This window comes from Nocardioides sp. S-1144, assembly GCF_005954645.2.
Classification (GTDB): Bacteria; Actinomycetota; Actinomycetes; order Propionibacteriales; family Nocardioidaceae; genus Nocardioides; species Nocardioides dongxiaopingii.
Window position 1 is genome coordinate 4299699 of record NZ_CP040695.2, and the last position, 18545, is coordinate 4318243.

Here is an 18545-nt window from a genome sequence, read left to right on the forward strand (position 1 = left end):
GCGCCGGAGGCTGAGCAAGCGAGCGCCAGCGAGCGCCGACGAAGCCCCCGGCCGAAGCCCCCGGCCGACCACGCCCACCGACCGCGAGCCCGCCCGACCTCAGGGTCCGACGAGCCGCACGGACCGGTCGAGCTCGATCGTGGTGACGACGTCGGTCACCGACGGCTGCACCGGGGTCGAGGAGAACCCGAACCGCGGGGGCGGCGCCACCGGGGCCAGGCCGCCGAGGTCGACCCCGTCGAGCGTGCCGGAGGCGCTCACCAGGCGCTGGTTGTCGGTCGCGCCGTACCACTCGCGCCGGTCACGGGTCTCGCCGCGCGTGCGGACGCCGTCGAGCACCACCCTCGCGACGCCGTCGGTGGCCGCGCACCACCACGGCGCCTGCGCGACCCGCGCCGGGACGACCTGGAGCAGGCCGCCCAGGAGGGTGCGGGCGCCGAAGCCGAGGTCGAGGCTCAGCGACCCCGACCGGACCCGCCACGCGTACGGGTCGGCGATCGCGGTGAACGGCTCGACCCGGATCTCGTCGAACTCGTAGGTCGCCGCCACGAACCGGGCGACGTCGGGGTCGGGCGCGACGAGGATCCGGTGTCCGTCGGGACGCTCGACCATGGCGTCGGCGAACGAGCCGAGCGGGCTGTCGTCCCAGCGACCGACCACCACCCGGGTCCCGCTCGTCGTCCCGACGCCGGCGATCCGGCCGCGGAAGCGCACCCGGTGACGGGTCACGGGCGCTCCGCAGCCTCGGCCTCGTCGAAGGCGGCCCGGTCCGCGACCAGGGCCTCGGCCTGCCGGCGCTGCACGCGGGCCGCCAGCTCGAGTCCGCCGGGGTCGGCCTGCGGGCGGGCCCAGAACGACTCCCAGGTCAGGGTGCCGCGCTCGACCCGGTCCCCGATCGACCGGATCTCGAAGGAGGCGTCCTCGGCGCTCGACTCCGCCACCAGCAGGCCCACCAGCTCGGGGTCGAGACCCCCGGCGGCGGCGACCTCGGCGGCGTCGTCGGCGCGGATCCGCTCGACGGTGCCTCGCACCCGGTCGAGGACGGCGAGCAGTCGCGTGTCGGCGTCGGCGACCACCACCTCGTCGAGCAGGGCGCCGGTGTCGGTCTCCTCCGCCGCGGTGTCCTCCTCGCCGAGCACGAAGATGCCGGGCGGGGTCTGGTTCTCCTCGGCCATCGTCACACCACCGGCGCCGTCGACGTGGACGGGTCGTCGTAGGTGCCGTCCAACGGCCCTGGGGCCATCAGCATGTCCTCGTCGTCGTCGGGCGCCTCCTGCGCCTCGTCGGGGATGTCGATGTTGTCGAGGTCGTTGAGCGACTCCTCGAGCCCGCCGAGCTCCTCGGAGGTGTCCTCGCCGAAGGTGACGACGTCGTCGAGGGCGGCCTCGGCCTGCTCGCTCAGGGCGACGACCCCGTTCAGCCCGGGGACGCCGGCCGTGACGCCGGGCAGCCCGGTGACGGTGTCGACGATGTCCTGGAACTTGTCGAGCCGGCCCGCCTGGACCTCGGCCCAGCTGGTGACCTCGTCGACGAGATTCTGGCACTCGGTGATGATCGTCCGCACCGTCTCGATGTCGTCGATGATGTCCTGCACGACCCCGAAGCCGTCGCGCAGGAGGTCCAGCGCCAGGAGCGCCCACCCCAGGCCGGGGACGAAGCGGCTGGTGACCTTGCTGGCGAGCTTGAGGATCTTCTCGCCGAGGATCACCAGCACGTCCTCGACCTCGACGGCGATCTTCTCGGACATGGTCGCGATCGAGTTGAAGACCGACGTGCCGCCGCTGACCCCCAGCCCGACGGCCTTCATCACGATGTCGTAGGTGCCGAGCTGGGCGATCAGCCCGTAGGACGCCTGGCCGTCCAGGGCCTGGGGCGTCTTCAGCGCGAGCTGCGTGAAGCAGCCGCCCCACGTGCTCATCGCGGTGTTCACGACGCCGCACGCGTTGGCGTTGGTGCGGATGGCGCCGTAGTCGCCGGAGAGCGGGAACACGATGTAGTCGCGCAGGCTGGCCTCGTCGAGCCTGGTGATGCCGGCACCGAGTCCGTTCAGCAGGTCGATGCCCCAGTTGATCGTGTCGCGGCCGACCTCCCAGGCCTCGGCGGCGGCGTCGAACTTGTTGTTGTGGTTCAGCTCCTCGCCGCCCTCCTCGGGGTCGACCAGCAGCGCCTGGACGTCCTCGAGGTGGTAGTTCTCGAGGTAGCCCTCCGGCGGGGTCGGCGGCGAGTGCGGGCCGCCGTAGTGACCGCGGTAGTAGGTGAAGGCCTCGTTGATGTCCCCGTCGGCCCGGTCGACCTCCTGGGCGGACCACGCGATCGCGCCCTGGAGCTCGGACCACTTGTCGTTGAAGGTCAGGCGCATGTCGTCGAACCAGCCGTCGATGTGCTTGAGCTGGTCGCCGATGATGTGCAGGCAGCAGGTGTCGCCGCCGAAGCCGGAGGCGTCGCAGACGTGCTTGCTGAAGTAGCTGCTGACGTGCCAGGCCTGGTCCCCGACCTCGTTCATCGCTGCGAACATCTTGTTCAGGTTCTCGAAGTTGACCTCGAGCTCACCCATGGATCACGTCCTCGCTCGGGGCGCCGACCGAGAACGACCGGCACCGTGGTGGAGGGCCGGCGTGGGAGCAACCGGCTGTCCACACCGGCTACCCGGCCCACGACCGCGCAAACCCGGCGAGCCGGGTGGGCCCGGCGCCCGGGCGTCAGCCGAGGTAGGCCTCGGCGACCCCGACGGCCGCCGCGACCAGCTCGGCGCGGGGTACCGGGTCGGTCCCGAGGACCGCTGCGCTGTCGGTCGCCTCGACCACCAGCACGGCCCCGTCGTAGGAGGTGACCACGCGCGCCATCGGGGTCCCGGCGATCCTGCCGGCGAAGACCTCGGCGTCGGTGGAGCCGGCGACCTCCTCCTCGACCGGGTCGAGCAGGCTCCGCGCGCTCTCGAGCTCGCCCTCGAGACGGACGGGCGACCCGAGGCGCGTCCAGTCGAGGCCGAGCCCGTCCTCGACGTCGCGGACGCTGTTGCACGAGGTGCGGTAGCCCGACCCGGTGCCGTCGGAGACCGTCTGGGCCCGCCCGGTGATCTCGGCCAGCTCGTCGTCGCTGAGGGTGGAGCAGAACGCCGCCGGGTCGACCTGCGGCGGGTCCGCGGGCGCGTCGGAGGTGATGGTCGCCTCGGGGGTCGGCGAGGTCGAGGCGTCCCCCGGAGCCGACGAGGTCGGGTCCCCGGACGGGGAGTCGTCGTCGGAGCACCCGGCGCCCACCGCGAGGAGGACGGCGGCGACGGCGAGGGCGGGGAGCCGACGCGAGGTTCGGGAGGGTCGGGCCGGGGAGTGGAGGCGCACGGCGGCCACGCTACCCAGGACCGCCGCCCGCGAAGCCCTGGCGGGTCGGGCTCAGCGGATCGGCGCCCCGGAGATCGTGCGCGCGATGACGAGGCGCTGGATCTCCGAGGTGCCCTCGAAGATGGTGTAGATCTTCGCGTCGCGGGCCCAGCGCTCGACCGGGTACTCCCGCGTGAAGCCGTTGCCGCCGAGGATCTGCATGGCCTTCTCGGTGACCCGCACGGCGGTCTCGCCGGCGAAGAGCTTCGACATCGACCCCTCGGCGGAGTCGAAGGACCGGCCCTGGCTGGCCATCCACGCGGCCCGCCACACCAGCAGGCGGCTCGCGTCGATGCTGGTCTTCATGTCGGCCAGCGCGAAGGCGATGGCCTGGTTCTCGATGATCGCCCGGCCGAACTGCTCGCGGGTGCGGGCGTAGTCGAGCGCGACCTCGTAGGCCGCGCGCGCGATCCCGATCGCCTGCGCGCCGACCGCCGGGCGGGTGCGCTCGAAGGTCGCCATGCTGGCGTTGCCGCGCGCCGCGCCGCCGCCCTCGCGGGCCCGGGCGAGGCGGGCGTCCAGCTTGTCCTTGCCGCCGAGCAGGCAGCGGCCGGGGACGCGGACGTCCTCCAGCACCACCTCCGCGGTGTGGCTGGCCCGGATGCCGTGCTTGCGGAACTTCTGGCCCTGGCTGAGCCCCTTCGTGCCCGGGGGGACCACGAAGCTCGCCTGCCCGCGGGTGCGGAGGTCGGGGTCGACGACGGCGGTCACGACGTGGACGTCGGCCAGGCCACCGTTGGTGGCCCAGGTCTTGGTGCCGTTGAGGACCCACTCGCCGGTGGCCTCGTCGTGGCGCGCCCGGGTGCGCATCGCGCCGACGTCGCTGCCGGCGTCCGGCTCGGAGGAGCAGAAGGCGCCGAGCTTGAGGTCGCCGGGCGTGCCGAACATCTGCGGCACCCACTCACCGACCTGCTCGGGCGTGCCGTTGCTGCTGACGCCGGCGGCCGCGAGCGCCGTGCCGGCGATGGCCAGCCCGATGCCGGCGTCGCCCCAGAAGAGCTCCTCCATCGAGATGGGGATGCCGAGGCCGGTCGGGTCGAAGCCCTGCGTGGCGAAGAAGTCGAGGGAGTAGATGCCGGCCTGGGCCGCGGCCTCGACGACCGGCCAGGGGAACTCCTCGCGCTCGTCCCACTCCGACGCGGCCGGCCGGATGACGTCGGCGGCGAAGGTGTGGAGCCAGCTCCTCAGCTCGAGGTGGTCGGGCGTGGGCTCGAAGGAGGGGGTGGACACGCGGCCACGGTACCCGCGACACGACGTCCGCGGACCAGCCGTGCGGGGGGTGCGGGGGGACCACCCGCTCGGCGGGCGGTCAGGACTCGTCGCCCTCGTCGGTGCCGGGCTCGAGGCCGGCCTGCGGCTCCTCGCCGTCCGGGCCGTCGGCCAGGACGCCGTACAGCGCGCGCCGGGTGTCGGCCAGGATCTGCACCGCGGCCCGCCGCTGGGTCTCGGACCCGGTGGTCACGAGCTGCCAGACGGCACCCATGACCTGCCCGATCTCGGACTTGAGATCGACCTGCTCGCCGTCGCGCGCCTCGTCCTTGGCCGCGGAGCGGTCGAAGGGGGCCCACACGGCGGCGAGCTCCTCGGCGTTCTCCTCGACGTGGGCCAGGCCGGCCGCGCTGAGCCGGATCGTGCGCCGGCCGCGCTCGTCGTCGGCCTCGACGAGGCCCTCGTCCTGGAGCTGCTGGATCGTCGGGTAGACCGACCCGGGGCTGACCCGCCAGCCGCCGTCACTGCGCTCGGCGATCTGCTGGATCACCTGGTAGCCGTTGATCGGCCGGTCCTCGCGGGCGGCCGTGGCCAGCACGTCGAGGATCGCGGTGCGCACGTCGCCGCGCCGGACCCGCGGCCCACCGCGACCCCGCTCGGGCTGGCCCATGCCGAACAGGCCGGCCATCCAGGGCGGCGGTCCGCCCATCGGGCCGCCGCCGTGGCCGCCCGGCCCTCCGAACGGTCCGCCGCCCCAGCCGGGGCCGCGTCGTCCTGACCCCCGGTGCTGCTGCCACGGGGAGCTGCTGTCGTCGGGCCCTCCGGCCCACTGTCGGTTGCGTCGTTGGTGTCCCATCACGGGACCCCCTCTCAAGTCGGTGGTATCGCGATCCGTCTGCGCTAGTTCACGATATATCGTGACTGTACGCCGACGGAAGCGTCCGTGCAACCGCGGTTTCCCCGGTCGACCGGGGATCCCTGAACTGGGGGGCCGGGATATCGGCCGACAAGTTCAGACTTCCCCGGCCGACCGGGGAAATCCCGCCCGGTCGCGGCCGCGCTACCGGGCGAGCCACTCCGCGTAGGCGTCGAAGGTGTAGGGCCGGCCGAGGAAGTCGGCGACCAGGTCGGCGGCGTCCTTGGTGCCGCCGGGGGCGAGCACCCGGTCGCGGTAGCGGCGGGCGACCTCGGGGGCGAAGAGGTCGTCGGCGTCGAAGGCGCTGAACAGGTCCTTGGCGATCACCAGCGACCACATGTAGGTGTAGTAGGCCGAGCTGTAGCCGCCGAGGTGCCCGAACGAGGCGAACATGTGGGTGCCGTCGCGGTAGGGCCACGGGGAGAACCGGCCCTGGAGCTCGACCATCCGGGCGGTCAGGTCCTCGGGGCGCTCGACGTGGAACCAGTACGACATCGAGGCGTAGAACATCTGGACGCGCGCGAGGTAGCCCTTGCCGAAGTCGTCGCTGCGGCGCATCGCCGCGACGAGCTCTGCCGGGATGGACTCGCTGGCCTCGTCGGTGGCGAAGCTGCGCAGGATGTCGGCGTCCCAGGCCCACTCCTCGAGCATCTGGCTGGGCGCCTCGACGAAGTCCCACTCGGTCGCGACGCCGGCGAAGCGCGCCCAGTCGACGTGGCCGCCGAGCACGTGGTGGACCAGGTGGCCGAACTCGTGGAAGAGCGTGACGACGTGGTCGTGCTCCATGAGGCCGCGGGAGAAGTTGCAGACCAGCACGCCCTCGGGCAGCTGCTGCCCGGCGACGCCGTCGGTCAGCGTGAACTGCGCGGCGTGCTTGTACTTGCCCTCGCGCGGGTGCAGGTCGAGGTAGATCCGGCCCAGCGCGGCCCCGGTCTCGGCGTCGGTGACGTCGTGGACGGTCACGTCGTCGTGCCACACCGGCGCGTCGGGCACCTCCTCGTAGCGGAGCCCGAACAGCCGCCCGGTCACCGCCAGCAGCCCCTCGCGGACCTTCGGGAAGGCGAAGTAGGTGCGCACCCGCTGCGAGTCGACCTGCAGCTGCTCCTTGCGGACCAGCTCCTCGTAGTAGGCCGCGTCGGTGGCCGGCACCTGCTCGGCACCGGGGTGGTCCTGCCGGTAGCGCTCGAGGACGACGGCCAGGTCGCGCCGCATCGGCTCCTCGGCGAGCTCGGCGATCCGGTCGATGAACGCGGGGATGGCCGGGCCCTCGCCGATCATCTTGACCTCGGCGTCGTAGGCCGCCCAGTCGGCGAAGCCGACGAGCCCGGCGAGCTCGTGGCGCAGGTCGAAGAGCTCGCGCAGCAGCGGCTCGGTGGCCGGCCAGCCGCGGTTGAGGAAGGCGTCGAGCATGTCGGCGCGGACCCCGGCGTCGTGGCAGAACATCCGGGTCGGCACGGCGTCGGGGTAGTCGGTGGTGACGGTGACCAGGCCGTCGTCGTCGGCCGGGTGCGCCTCGAGCCAGTCGGCGGGCAGGCCCGCGAGGCGCTCGGGGGTGACCCGCACGGTGCGGACGTCGTCGCGGATGACCTTGCCGAACTCCTGGTCGATCTCGGTCATCCGCTCGTTGATGGCCGAGATCCGCTCGCGGGTCGTGTCGTCGCGGTCGACACCGGAGCGCGCGAAGTCGCGGCGGACCTTCGCGAGCAGCCGGGCGGCCTGGGCGTCGAGCCCGCCGTCGGCCCCGCCGTCAGCGCCACCGTCGGTCCCGTCGTCGAGCCCGTCGAAGAGCTCGAAGAGACCGCGGTCGAGACCGAGCGCGGTGACGACGCGGCTGACGTCCTGCTCGGCCTGCTCGGCGGTGGTCCGCACGCCCTCGTCGGGGTGCACGTTGCCGAGCAGCGACCCGAGGGCCGCGACGTTGCCGAGCTCGAGGCTGGCGCGGTCCCACTGGCGCAGCACGTCGAGCGTCGCGGACGGCGGTGCGGTGCGCAGCCCGTCGACGAGCTCCTGGGCCCGGGCCAGCCCGCCGGCGGCGCGGTCGCGGACCCAGGTCTCCCACGCCGCGGCGTCGGCGTCACGGGCGGGCAGGGACAGGGGTGCGGGGTTCTCCACGGTCACCGGAACAGCCTAGGCCGGGTGCGCCCGCTCAGCCGGTGAGCTGGTCGCGCCGGCGCCGGAGGTAGGCCGTCTCGGCCGGGTTGTCGACCAGGTCGAGCGCGGCGTCGTAGGCCGCGCGGGCCTCGGCCGAGCGACCGAGCCGGCGCAGCAGCTCGGCCCGCGTGACGTGGAAGGGGTGGTAGCCCGACAGCGCCCCGCCGAGCCGGTCGACCTCGGCCAGCGCGACCCCGGGTCCGTCGAGCTCGGCAACGGCGACCGCGCGGTTGAGCGCGACCACCGGGCTCGGGTCGAGCGCGGCCAGGTGGGCGTAGAGCGCGGCGATCTGCGCCCAGTCGGTGTCGGCCGCGGTCGGCGCGTCGGTGTGGACGGCGTTCACCGCGGCCAGCAGCTGGTAGCGCCCGGGCCGGTTGCGGGCCAGGCACGCGCGGACCAGGGCGTGCCCCTCCTCGACGAGCGGGCGCGACCAGCCGCCGCGGTCCTGCTCGTGCAGCGGCACCAGCTCGCCGCCCGCGATCCGGGAGCCGCGCCGAGCCTCGGTCAGCAGCATCAGCGCCAGCAGCCCGGTGACCTCGGGGTCCTCGGGGAGCAGCAGGTGCAGCGTGCGCGCCAGGCGGATCGCCTCGGCCGTGAGGTCGTCGCGCACCGACGTGCCGGCGGTGGTGGAGAGGTAGCCCTCGTTGAAGACGAGGTAGATCACCGTGAGCACCGGGGCGACCCGCTCGGGCAGGTCGGCCGGCTCGGGGATCCGGTAGGGGATGTGGGCGCCGGCGATCTTCCGCTTGGCCCGGGTGATCCGCTGGGCCATCGTCGTCTCGGGCACGAGGAAGGCCCGCGCGATCTCGCCGACGGTCAGTCCGCCGAGCAGCCGCAGGGTCAGCGCGACCCGTGCCTCCGGGGCCAGGGCCGGGTGGCAGCAGGTGAACACCAGGCGCAGGCGGTCGTCGTCCACGACGCCGGTCGGCTCGTGGGGGGTGTCGTCGGAGATCATCAGGGCCGCCTGGTGCTTGGTGTCGCGGTGGGACTCGCGGCGGATCCTGTCGATGGCCTTGCGGGCCGCCGTCGTGGTCAGCCAGGCGCCGGGGTTGGGCGGGACGCCGTCGACCGGCCACCGCTCCAGGGCGACGAGGAGGGCCTCGCCGGCGGCGTCCTCGGCGACGTCGATGTCGCCGAAGCGCCGCACCAGCGAGGCGACCACCCGGCCGAACTCCTCGCGGTAGACCCGCTCGACCTCGTCCACGAGGTCGCCGGCCCTCGCGCTCACCCCTCCTGGAAGGGACGGACCTCGACCGGGCCACCGCACGCCCGGGACCCCTGCTTGGCCCAGTCGAGCGCGGCGTCGAGGTCGGCGGCCTCGATGATCCAGAAACCGCCGAGGTACTCCTTGGACTCCGAGAACGGCCCGTCGGTCACGACCGGCGCGTCGCCGGTGTTGTCGACCACGGTGGTGGCGTCGTGGGTCTGGAGGCCGCCCGCGAACAGCCACGCCCCCTCGGCCCGCAGCTTGTCGTTGAACGCGCCGACCGCCTCGAACATGGGCTGCATGTCCTCGGGGGTCATGGTCGCCATCTCGGCGATGGAGGCCTCGTCGTGGTTGACGGCCAGGAAGTACTGCGACATGTCGTTCTCCTCGTTCTGCGGCGCCCCGTCGGCGGCCTGACACCCTCTCCACGAACGGGCGGGGCCGGACACGACAGGGCCCGGCGAAATTCTTCGGAATCGTCTGGGGGCCTTTTCTACCCGATCCCACTACGGTCGGGCCATGACCGACTGGGGCGCCCTCTACCGCGACCACGTGGCCGCGGTGACCGCGCTCGCCGAGAGCCTCACCGCGGCCGAGCTCGAGGTGGACGTCCCCGGGACGCCGGCCTGGACGGTGCGCGACGTCCTCGCCCACCTCGCCGGCGGGCCGGTCGACGCCGCCACCGGGCGGATGGACGGCGCGCCCGGTCCGGAGTGGACCGCCCGCCACGTCGGCGAGCGCGCGCACCTGCCGGTCGACGTCCTCGTGGCGGAGATGCGCGAGCACCAGGACGTGATCGCGGGGTCGGCCGTCGACGACCCCCGCCCGGGCATCGTGTGGGACATCGCCGTGCACCACGCCGACCTGCACGAGGCCCTCGGCAGGGGGCGGCTCCCCGAGCCGCTCTGGGTGCCCGTCCTCGACCAGCTCGCGGCCGCCCGCGCGCCGGGCCTCGTCGGCGCCGTCGACCCCTACGAGCTGTTCCGCGCCCTGTTCTCCCGCCGCTCCCGCGACCAGATGCGCGCCTGGGGCCTCGACGACGACGTCATCGAGGCCGTCTGCATCTTCGGCCCCCGCGACGACGACCAGCCGTTGCCGAAGGGCGAGCACGCGAGCCCCAACGGGGCCGCCACCGGAGGCTGAGCCCGCCACCCACCACCGGAGGCTGAGCAAGCGAGCCCCCGGCGAGCGCCGACGAAGCCGCCGGCCACCCGGAGGCTGAGCAAGCGGGCCCCCGGCGAGCGCCGACGAAGCCGCCCACCCGGCGATGGCCTCGGTGGGCCAGGGGTCTCGACACGCGGGTCGCGGCTTCGTTCCTCAGCCGCGCCGCTTGCTCGACCACCATCGACGCACCCTCGCTCCGCTCGGGTGCGTCACCACCCCCAGGAGCCGGGCGAGCCCTTGAACGGACCGACGACGCGCGAGGTGATCCAGCCGCCGTAGAAGCCGCCGTCCTGGGGCTCGACGACCTCGCCGTCCACGACGCACCGGTCGACCTGGCCCGGCATCACCGCGACCGCGTCGACCAGGTCGGCGAACCGCGCGGTCGGCGTCGGGTAGGTCCAGGCGGCCCGGGGCGCGACGACGTCGCCGGAGACGAGGTCGAAGTAGGCCGCCTCGCCCTTCCACTCACACATCGAGCTGCCCTCGGTCGGGCGCAGGACGCCGGCGGCGAACGCCGCGCGCGGGAGGTAGTACGTCGGCGGGTGGCTGGTCTCCAGCACCCGCCACGAGCGGGTCGTCGAGGCGACCACGACGCCACCGAGCACCACCTCGACCGACTCGGTCGAGACCTCGAGGGCCGGTGGGCGCGGGTAGTCCCAGCAGGACTCCTGACCGGGACCGGGCTTGGCGCGCTTCGACGGGGGCGGGTGCGGGCTCACCCCCACAGCCTGGCACCGCGGTGGGCGCCGCCGTGGCCGCGACGCCGCGCGGGGCAGGTGGGACCGACCGGGCTCCCCCGGGCGGCTCGGGACGAGGCGGGCGTTAGCGTGCCCCGGTGAACCTGTTCGAGTTCGAGGGCAAGCGGCCCACCGTGCACCCCGAGGCCTTCGTCGCGCCGACCGCCACCCTGATCGGCGACGTGACCGTGGAGCGGGGCGCGAGCATCTGGTACGGCGCCGTGCTGCGGGCCGACATCTGCGCGATCGTCATCCGCGAGGGGTCGAACGTGCAGGACAACTCCGTGCTGCACGCCCAGCCCGACACCACCCTGACCGTCGGTCCCGACGCCACCATCGGGCACGGGTGCGTCGTGCACTGCGCCGAGGTCGGCGCGAAGACCCTGGTCGGCAACGGCAGCACGCTCCTCGACGGCGCCACCGTCGGCGCCGGCACGCTGGTCGCCGCCGGGTCGGTCGTGACCCCGGGCACCGCGATCCCCGCCGGCGTCGTGGCCGCCGGGATCCCGTGCCGGGCGACCAAGCCGATCGCCGGCACGTCCTCGGAGTTCTGGGTCGAGATGAACCCGCCGTACTACCGCGAGCTCGCCCAGCGGCACGCCGCGGGAGCGCCGCGGGTGGACCGGTGACCCCCGACGGGCTCCAGCCCGCCCGCCGGTGAGCCGCCTCCGGAGCCTGGTCGCCGACACCCGGCCGCTCGAGAACCCCCACTTCAAGCGGCTCTGGCGCGCCAACATCGTCACCGTCGTCGGTGCGCAGCTCACGGTCGTGGCGGTGCCGGCCCAGATCTACGCCGACACCGGCTCCTCGGCCTACGTCGGGCTGACCGGCGTCTTCGGGCTGGTGCCGCTCGTCGTGTTCGGACTGTGGGGCGGCGCCCTGGCCGACGTCTTCGACCGCCGCACGATCCTCATCTGCACCACGGTGGGGCTGATCGGCACCAGCGGGCTCTTCTGGCTGCAGTCGGCGCTCGGCAACACCAACGTCTGGGTGCTGCTGTCGCTGTTCGCGGTGCAACAGGCGTTCTTCGGGGTCAACCAGCCGACCCGCAGCGCGGTGCTCCCGCGCCTCGTGCCGATCGAGCAGCTGCCGGCGGCGAACGCGCTCAACTCGACGGTCTTCATGGCCGGCGGCATCGCGGGCCCCCTCGTCGCCGGGGCCCTGATCCCGGTCTTCGGGCTCCAGTGGCTCTACCTCATCGACACCGTCACCCTGCTCGCGACGCTGTCGGCCGTCGTCCGGCTGCCGTCGATGGCCGTCGAGCGGGCCGCCGGCGTCGCCGCGAGGGCGCCCGGGCTCCGGTCGGTCGTCGAGGGCTTCACCTACCTGCGCGGCCACCCGGTGCTGCTGATGTCGTTCCTGGTCGACATCATCGCGATGGTCTTCGGGATGCCGCGCGCGCTGTTCCCGGAGATCGCCCACGAGAGCTTCCGGGGTCCCGAGGAGGGCGGCATCGCCTTCGCGCTGCTCTTCGCCGCGATCCCGGCCGGTGCCGTCATCGGTGGCGTCTTCTCCGGCTGGGTGTCGCGGGTCAGCGCCCAGGGCCGGGCGGTCGTCGTCTGCATCCTGGTGTGGGGCGGGGCGATCATCGGGTTCGGGCTCGCGGTCGGCATCGCCGGCGCCCAGGACGACGTCGGCGTGCGGCACGCGTTCCTCGTCGTGGCGGTGCTGATGCTGGTGGTCGGCGGGGCCGCCGACATGGCCTCCTCGGCGTTCCGGTCCGCGATGCTGCAGGCCGCCGCCACCGACGAGGTCCGCGGCCGGCTGCAGGGCATCTTCATCGTGGTCGTTGCCGGTGGCCCCCGGGTCGCGGATGTCGCCCACGGCGCCGCGGCCGCCGGCGTCGGCACGGCGGTCGCCGCGACCGGTGGTGGCGTGCTGGTCGTCGTGCTGACCGTCGTCGCCGCGCTCGCGGTGCCGTCGTTCGTGCGCTACCGCATCACGCGGGCGGCCGGACCGGTGTGACCCGGCCCCCGGAGCGTCGACCTAGACTCCCGGGGTGATCGACCCGGACGACCTCGAGGCCACCCTGCGCGTGCTCGGCGCGCTGCACACCGTGCCCGAGGAGCACCCCGACCACGTCGCGGTGAAGCGGGCGGCGTCGCACATGTACAAGGCGCTCAAGCGCGAGCGTCGCACCGCCAAGCGGGAGGCCGAGCTGGCCCACGACCGCGCCGTCACCGCGGCCACGGCCACCGGGAGCCCGCTGCGCATCGACGACGAGACCGAGGGCGTGCTGCTGACCACCCCGACCACGGGCGCGTTCGCCGGCGAGCTGCTCAACCCCCGCGGGTGCTACATCTGCAAGCGCGACTACACGCTGGTCGACGCGTTCTACCACTGGCTGTGCCCCGACTGCGCCGCGCGCTCGCACGCCAAGCGCGACCAGGGCACCGACCTCACCGGACGCCGGGCGCTGCTGACCGGCGGCCGCGCCAAGATCGGCATGTACATCGCGCTGCGGCTGCTCCGCGACGGCGCGCACCTCACGATCACCACCCGTTTCCCGCACGACGCCGCCCGGCGGTTCTCCTCGCTGCCCGACAGCGGCGACTGGTTGCACCGCCTCAAGGTCGTCGGCATCGACCTGCGCGACCCCACCCAGGTCGTGGCGCTGGCCGACGACGTCGCGGCCGCCGGCCGGCTCGACGTGCTCGTCAACAACGCCTGCCAGACCGTGCGCCGCTCGCCGGGCGCCTACGCGCCGCTGGTCGAGGCCGAGCGCGAGCCGCTGCCCGAGGGCGTCGAGCTGCCGGAGATGGTCACCTTCGACCGCGTCTCCGAGCTGCACCCGGCCGCGATCTCCGGCGCGCTGGCCCAGGCCCCGGTCGCCCACCACGACGGCGAGTCGCTGGAGCACGCCCGCGCCGCCCACACCGCGGCCAGCCTCACCGCGCTCGCGCTGCGCGGCGGCAGCGCCTCGCTCGACGCCCACCTCGCCGGCACCGCCGTCGACGCCGGCGGGCTGCTGCCCGACGTCGCGACCGCGAACTCGTGGACCCAGACCGTCGACGAGGTCGACCCGCTGGAGCTCCTCGAGGTGCAGCTGTGCAACTCGGTCGCGCCGTTCCTGCTCGTCTCGCGGCTGCGGCCGGCGATGGCGGCGGCTGCCGCGGCGGCGCCGTCCGGGCGGGCCCACGTCGTCAACGTCTCGGCGATGGAGGGGCAGTTCGGTCGCCGCTACAAGGGGCCCGGGCACCCGCACACCAACATGGCCAAGGCCGCGCTCAACATGCTGACCCGCACGTCGGCGGGCGAGATGTTCGAGACCGACCGGATCCTGATGAACGCCGTCGACACCGGCTGGATCACCGACGAGCGCCCGCACCACGAGAAGCTGCGCATCGCCGCCGAGGGCTGGCACGCCCCGCTCGACCTGGTCGACGGCGCCGCGCGCGTCTACGACCCGGTCGTGCGCGGCGAGGCCGGCGAGGACCTCCACGGGCACTTCCTCAAGGACTACGACCCCAGTCCCTGGTGACCTCGTCGTACAAGCACTGACACCTCGGGGTCCGACGAGGTTTCGCGCCGCGGTCCTGCGCGGTGCAGCGTGCCCGCGGTCGTCGAGGTGTACGTGCTTCTACGACGGACGGCTCAGAGACCGAGCATCCCGCGCACGTAGGCGGCCTGGCCGACGTGCTGGGTGTTGTCGTTGACGACGCTGACCAGCCGGACGCCGAGCGTCACCGGCGGGTCCCAGCGGTCGTCGACCACGCGGTCGAGGTCGGCGGGCGCGAGGGTGGCGACGTGGGCGACCGAGCGCTCGTGCACCGCGACGAGGTACTCGGCCAGCAGGGCGGCGTCCCAGGTGCCGGCGCCGACCTCGGCGCTGCTCTGGCCGTAGCCGATGGCGTCCTCGTCGTAGGGCAGGGCGAAGCGACCGGCGAAGGCCGGGTAGACCTGCTCGGCGCCGGCGACGTCGGCCACGTGGTCGTCCTGGACCCGCGCCAGGTGCCAGACCAGCCAGCCGATCGGGTTGGCGTCGGGGGTCGGCCGGTGCCCCAGCTGCTCGGGCGTCAGCCCGTCGAGCACCGCCAGCCCGCTCTCGCGAACCCGTTCCAGTCCTTCCACGATCACCTCGGCAGGAGTCATGCCACCCAACCTACGTCGCCCCCGCTGACCCGTCGCTGATCAGCGACGGGTCAGCGGGTTCCGACGGCCGACCCGTCGCTGATCATTGACGGGTCGGCGTCACGGGGTGCCGCGGAGGCGCTCGAGGCGCTGGGCCAGCAGCGGGCGCCGGTGGGCGTTCTGGTGCAGGCCGACGTAGCGGTCGCCGAAGACCCACAGCAGGGCGTCATCGAGGCGGCGGACGGCGCCGGGCGGGTGCCGGTAGTCCATCCGGGCGGCGATGGTGGCGTCGTCGGCCTCACGGAGGACCTCGCCGAGCTCGTCGAACGAGGTGGTCCCGAGCTCGAGGAGCAGCCCGGCGATCCAGCCGTAGTGGTCGGTGCGCGACCAGCCGGCGTCGGAGTACTGGCCCGCGAGGTAGGCGGCCAGCTCCCGCGGGTCGAGGCGCGGGTCGTCGTCGGCGGTGGCGTCGCCGACGACGCCGACCGCGGGGGTGGCGCCGCGCAGCCGCTCGCGGATCTCGGAGAACTCGCGGTCGGCCAGCTCGAGCAGGCCGGCGGCGAGGGTGAAGCGGCGGTCGAACTCGCCGACGTGGATGTCGGGCACGGTGCCCTTGTAGCGGATGTCGTGCTCGAACTCGGCCCAGGCGTGCTGGAGCACGGTGCGCACCTGCACCTGGGTCGAGCGCCCGCCGAGGTCGACCATGAGGTGGCGGCTCGCGTAGCCGAAGCGGCCCTCGCTGGCCGTCTCCTGCCCGAGGTCGCGGTCGTCGGTGACGGTGACCTGCTCGGCCAGGACGTCGGCCACGGCGTCGACGTCGTCGCGCACGTAGGTGATCACGCGGACGCCGACCGCGTCGGTGATCTGGGTGGTCGGGTCGTCGTACAGCGGGCGTCCGGCGGCGGTGCGGGCCGCCTTCTCGGCGAACGACGCCACCGTCTTGGTGCGCCCGGTGACCGACAGGTAGTTGATGCCGGCCTCGTCGAGCAGTCCCCGCACCAGCGCGACGGCGTTCTCGCCGGCGCGCATCAGGTCGTCGTGGCCGGCGGCGTAGCCGCGCACGGCCCGGCGCACGACCTCGGCGTGGGTCACCGCGACCGGCTCGGTGCCCAGGGTCGGGGTGACGATGTAGCCGGTGTCGAGGTCGCCGTAGCGGGTGACGTCGTCGGGCCGGTGGTCGACGAACCAGGCGACGTAGGCGCACAGGACGGCGTCCACCTGGTCCTCCACGCGCCGCAGCTGGGCCTTCTGGGTGGCCGTCTCGACGAGCGCCCGCAGCGCGGCCCAGGTCTCGTCGGTGCGGACGACGGCCTCGACGTGGCCCATCAGCGCGAGCAGCTCGCTGCGCAGCAGCTCCAGGTCGCGACCCGGCTTGGCCTTGTAGCGCAGCACCTTCGGCAGGTCGAAGAGCACGATCGAGGCCGCGTGCGGGTAGACCTCGACGGCCCGGCGCCGGCGTCCGGAGCGCGGGTCGATGTCGAGGCCGAGGCGCTTGGCCACCCGGGCGCCGCGGGTGCCGTTGGCGAACTCCGGCTTGCCGGTGTTGGAAGGGTGGGTGCCGGCGTCGAAGCGGCGGAAGTCCTTGCTCAGCGCCTGCTCCGCGGGCCGCGAGCCCTTCTCGTTCTTGACCACCAGCGGGGCGTCGATGCCGGCCAGGCAGTCACCGTCGTACGCCGCCAGCGCGGCCACCACGTCCTCGTCGGTGCGGACCGCGCTCACGTGCAGCAGGCGTGCCTCGGCGTCGACCACCGCGAGCCCGGTGGGTGCCTTCTCGCCCCAGGCGAGGTCGATGCCGATGTAGTGCACGGGGACACCCTGCCGCATGGGCCGTCGTCGTCGCGGTGGCCCCAGCCGCGCAATTGCCGCGAAATGGGCAGCTCGGTGCGCGAAAACCGGCCAGATCGCGGCAATTGCGCGCTGTGGGCCAGCTACCGAGCGGCGTGGGCGGACGCGATGGCGGCGCCGAGGCGGGCGTTGTGGCGCACGAGCGCGATGTTGGCGACCAGGCTGGCGCCGTCGGTGAGCTCGACGATCCGCTTGAGCAGGTAGGGGGTGACGTCCTTGCCGCCGATGCCGAGGGCGTCGAGGTCGGCGAGGGCGCGGGCGATGACGCCGTCGATCTCGGCCGCCGGGATCTCGTCGGCGACCGGGATCGGGTTCGCGACGACCAGGCCGCTGCGCAGGCCGAGGCCGCGGGCGGCGGTCATCGCGGCGGCCACGTCGGCGGCGGACTCGATGCGCGAGGGGGCGGCGTGCCCGCTGACCCGCGAGTAGAAGGCCGGGAACTCGTCGCTGCCGACGACCATGACCGGGACGCCGTTGGTCTCGAGCACCTCCAGGGTCAGGCCGATGTCGAGGATGCTCTTCACGCCGGCGCACACGACGGTGACCGGGGTGACCGCGAGCTCGGTGAGGTCGGCGGAGACGTCGAGGGACTCCGCCGCGCCGCGGTGCACGCCGCCGAGGCCGCCGGTGACGAAGACGTCGATGCCGGCCAGCGCGGCCAGCCGCATGGTCGCGGCGACGGTCGTGGCACCGTGCCCGCCGCGCGCGACGACGTGCGGGAGGTCGCGGACGCTGGCCTTGGTGACGCCGGGGTCACGGGCGAGCAGCTCGAGGGCGTCGTGGTCGAGCCCGGCCCGCGGGACGCCGTCCAGCACCGCGATCGTGGCCGGCACCGCCCCGTGCTCGCGGACGATGCCCTCGACCTCGAGCGCCATGGCGACGTTGTCGGGGTAGGGCATCCCGTGGCTGATGATCGTGCTCTCGAGCGCGACGACCGGGCGCCCCTCGGCGACCGCGGTCGCGACCTCCTCGGTCAGGCGGATCGGCGGGGTCGAGGGGGTCGGGGCGGGGGCGGTCACAGGAGGCTCCTCACGAGCTCGTCGGTCAGGTCGGGACGCACGGTGTGCGGGCTGGAGACGGTCAGGGCGGCGACGACGTGGGCGTAGGTCGCCGCCTCCCCCGGCTCGGCGCCGCCGAGCCAGGCGTGGCAGAACGCCGCGAGCATCGCGTCGCCGGCGCCGGTGACGTCGACGACCTCGGCGGTGCGCGCGGCGAGCCGGTGGACGCCGTCGGGGGCGGTCAGCGTGGAGCCGGCGGGCCCGCGCCGCTCCCAGGTCAGGTCGGCGGCGGGGGCGCCGCCCGCCGAGAGGGCGGCCAGCTCGGCGCCGCCGGCGGAGAGCAGGAACAGTCGGCGGCCCGCCGCGGTCGGCGCCAGCCGCGCGGCCTTCGGGACGCTCACGGGGTCGAGGGCGACCGGGCCGGTGGCGGCGTCCCAGGCGGCGGCGAGGGTCGCGGGGGCCAGGTTGCCGTCGAGGACGACGAGGTCGGCGGCGGCCAGGAGGTCGCGGTCGAGGTGCTCGGGCCCGAGCGCGGCCGGCATGTCGGAGACGCCGCCGACCAGCTCGCCGGTGTCGTCGAGCAGCGCGACGTAGCTGCCGGTCGCCGCGGCGACCAGCCGGACGCCGCCGACGTCGACGCCCGCGGCCCGGGTCGCCCCGACCACGAGCCGGCCGTGGGCGTCGTCGCCGACCGCGGCCAGGAGGTGGGTCGTCGTGCCGAGGCGGGCGAGGTTCTCGGCGATGTTGCGCCCGACGCCGCCGGGCGTGACGGCGACGCTGCCGGGGTTGCTGGTGGCCGGCACCGGCGCGGCGTGCGGGCGGGCGACCACGTCGACGTTCGCCCCGCCGACCACGACCACGCTCGCCACG

Annotated in this window: 18 protein-coding genes; 4 read left to right on the plus strand and 14 right to left on the minus strand. The window is 74.2% G+C overall.

The genetic code is table 11. From position 1 onward, the window contains the following. Positions 1–99: 99 nt before the first annotated feature. The 9 genes from FE634_RS20240 to FE634_RS20280 all read right to left on the minus strand — a co-directional run bounded on the left by FE634_RS20240 (position 100) and on the right by FE634_RS20280 (position 9237). A complete protein-coding gene (locus tag FE634_RS20240; protein WP_138876938.1) occupies positions 100–729 on the minus strand; it encodes a hypothetical protein in 630 nt (209 codons plus the stop codon). Then, positions 726–1175 carry a hypothetical protein gene (locus tag FE634_RS20245; protein ID WP_138876939.1) on the minus strand — a complete coding sequence of 150 codons (450 nt, stop codon included), beginning with the start codon at positions 1173–1175 and terminating at the stop codon, positions 726–728. The genes FE634_RS20240 and FE634_RS20245 overlap by 4 nt, the downstream gene beginning before the upstream one ends. Positions 1176–1177: 2 nt before the next feature. Next, positions 1178–2554 (minus strand): hypothetical protein, encoded by a 1377-nt coding sequence (locus FE634_RS20250; RefSeq protein WP_137294718.1) that lies wholly within the window; start codon positions 2552–2554, stop codon positions 1178–1180. Between the two features lie 145 nt (positions 2555–2699). Continuing rightward, positions 2700–3338, minus strand: coding sequence for a hypothetical protein (locus tag FE634_RS20255; RefSeq protein ID WP_138876941.1), 639 nt, complete (start codon positions 3336–3338; stop codon positions 2700–2702). A gap of 51 nt (positions 3339–3389) precedes the next feature. Next, entirely contained in the window at positions 3390–4607 is a 1218-nt protein-coding gene (locus tag FE634_RS20260) for an acyl-CoA dehydrogenase family protein (protein ID WP_138876942.1), read from the minus strand. A 79-nt stretch (positions 4608–4686) separates the two neighbouring features. Continuing rightward, a complete protein-coding gene (locus FE634_RS20265; protein ID WP_212721859.1) occupies positions 4687–5274 on the minus strand; it encodes a PadR family transcriptional regulator in 588 nt (195 codons plus the stop codon). Between the two features lie 372 nt (positions 5275–5646). Further along, positions 5647–7620 carry a M3 family metallopeptidase gene (locus FE634_RS20270; RefSeq protein WP_138876943.1) on the minus strand — a complete coding sequence of 658 codons (1974 nt, stop codon included), beginning with the start codon at positions 7618–7620 and terminating at the stop codon, positions 5647–5649. A 28-nt stretch (positions 7621–7648) separates the two neighbouring features. Then, entirely contained in the window at positions 7649–8881 is a 1233-nt protein-coding gene (locus FE634_RS20275) for an RNA polymerase sigma factor (RefSeq protein ID WP_187366766.1), read from the minus strand. Next, positions 8878–9237, minus strand: a complete 360-nt coding sequence (locus tag FE634_RS20280; RefSeq protein WP_137294724.1) for a YciI family protein — start codon at positions 9235–9237, stop codon at positions 8878–8880. The genes FE634_RS20275 and FE634_RS20280 overlap by 4 nt, the downstream gene beginning before the upstream one ends. Before the next feature lie 142 nt (positions 9238–9379). Between FE634_RS20280 and FE634_RS20285 the strand changes: the two genes are divergently transcribed. Further along, positions 9380–10003, plus strand: a complete 624-nt coding sequence (locus FE634_RS20285; protein ID WP_138876944.1) for a maleylpyruvate isomerase N-terminal domain-containing protein — start codon at positions 9380–9382, stop codon at positions 10001–10003. 230 nt (positions 10004–10233) lie between these two features. On the opposite strand, the gene FE634_RS20290 is transcribed toward FE634_RS20285, so the two are convergent. Next, positions 10234–10743: a DUF427 domain-containing protein gene (locus FE634_RS20290; RefSeq protein WP_138876945.1), complete on the minus strand. Its 510-nt coding sequence runs from the start codon at positions 10741–10743 to the stop codon at positions 10234–10236. A 116-nt stretch (positions 10744–10859) separates the two neighbouring features. Here FE634_RS20290 and FE634_RS20295 point away from each other — a divergent pair, with 116 nt between their 5' ends. The 3 genes from FE634_RS20295 to FE634_RS20305 are packed head-to-tail and all read left to right on the plus strand — an operon-like array spanning position 10860 to position 14242. Beyond that, positions 10860–11390, plus strand: coding sequence for a gamma carbonic anhydrase family protein (locus FE634_RS20295; protein ID WP_138876946.1), 531 nt, complete (start codon positions 10860–10862; stop codon positions 11388–11390). A 28-nt stretch (positions 11391–11418) separates the two neighbouring features. Next, positions 11419–12726, plus strand: coding sequence for an MFS transporter (locus FE634_RS20300; protein WP_148240923.1), 1308 nt, complete (start codon positions 11419–11421; stop codon positions 12724–12726). Positions 12727–12760: 34 nt separating this feature from the next. After that, entirely contained in the window at positions 12761–14242 is a 1482-nt protein-coding gene (locus FE634_RS20305; protein ID WP_222847632.1) for an SDR family NAD(P)-dependent oxidoreductase, read from the plus strand. Positions 14243–14355: 113 nt separating this feature from the next. Here FE634_RS20305 and FE634_RS20310 read toward each other — a convergent pair whose 3' ends face one another. From FE634_RS20310 to FE634_RS20325, 4 genes are all read right to left on the minus strand, one after another. Continuing rightward, entirely contained in the window at positions 14356–14853 is a 498-nt protein-coding gene (locus FE634_RS20310) for a mycothiol transferase (protein WP_138876947.1), read from the minus strand. Positions 14854–14952: 99 nt separating this feature from the next. Next, a complete protein-coding gene (locus FE634_RS20315) occupies positions 14953–16638 on the minus strand; it encodes a DUF429 domain-containing protein (protein WP_222847633.1) in 1686 nt (561 codons plus the stop codon). A gap of 122 nt (positions 16639–16760) precedes the next feature. After that, positions 16761–17696: a pseudouridine-5'-phosphate glycosidase gene (locus tag FE634_RS20320; RefSeq protein WP_138876949.1), complete on the minus strand. Its 936-nt coding sequence runs from the start codon at positions 17694–17696 to the stop codon at positions 16761–16763. Further along, entirely contained in the window at positions 17693–18544 is an 852-nt protein-coding gene (locus FE634_RS20325) for a PfkB family carbohydrate kinase (RefSeq protein ID WP_246060859.1), read from the minus strand. Before FE634_RS20325 ends, FE634_RS20320 begins: the two co-directional genes overlap by 4 nt. Position 18545 lies beyond the last annotated feature (1 nt).

Excerpts from the sequence above, each read along its gene's own strand:
- FE634_RS20245 (WP_138876939.1), bottom strand. The coding sequence starts at position 1,175 with ATGGCCGAGGAGAACCAGACCCCGCCCGGCATCTTCGTGCTCGGCGAG.
- FE634_RS20250 (WP_137294718.1), bottom strand. The coding sequence starts at position 2,554 with ATGGGTGAGCTCGAGGTCAACTTCGAGAACCTGAACAAGATGTTCGCA.
- FE634_RS20265 (WP_212721859.1), bottom strand. The coding sequence starts at position 5,274 with ATGGCCGGCCTGTTCGGCATGGGCCAGCCCGAGCGGGGTCGCGGTGGG.
- FE634_RS20280 (WP_137294724.1), bottom strand. The coding sequence starts at position 9,237 with ATGTCGCAGTACTTCCTGGCCGTCAACCACGACGAGGCCTCCATCGCC.
- FE634_RS20285 (WP_138876944.1), top strand. The coding sequence starts at position 9,380 with ATGACCGACTGGGGCGCCCTCTACCGCGACCACGTGGCCGCGGTGACC.
- FE634_RS20310 (WP_138876947.1), bottom strand. The coding sequence starts at position 14,853 with ATGACTCCTGCCGAGGTGATCGTGGAAGGACTGGAACGGGTTCGCGAG.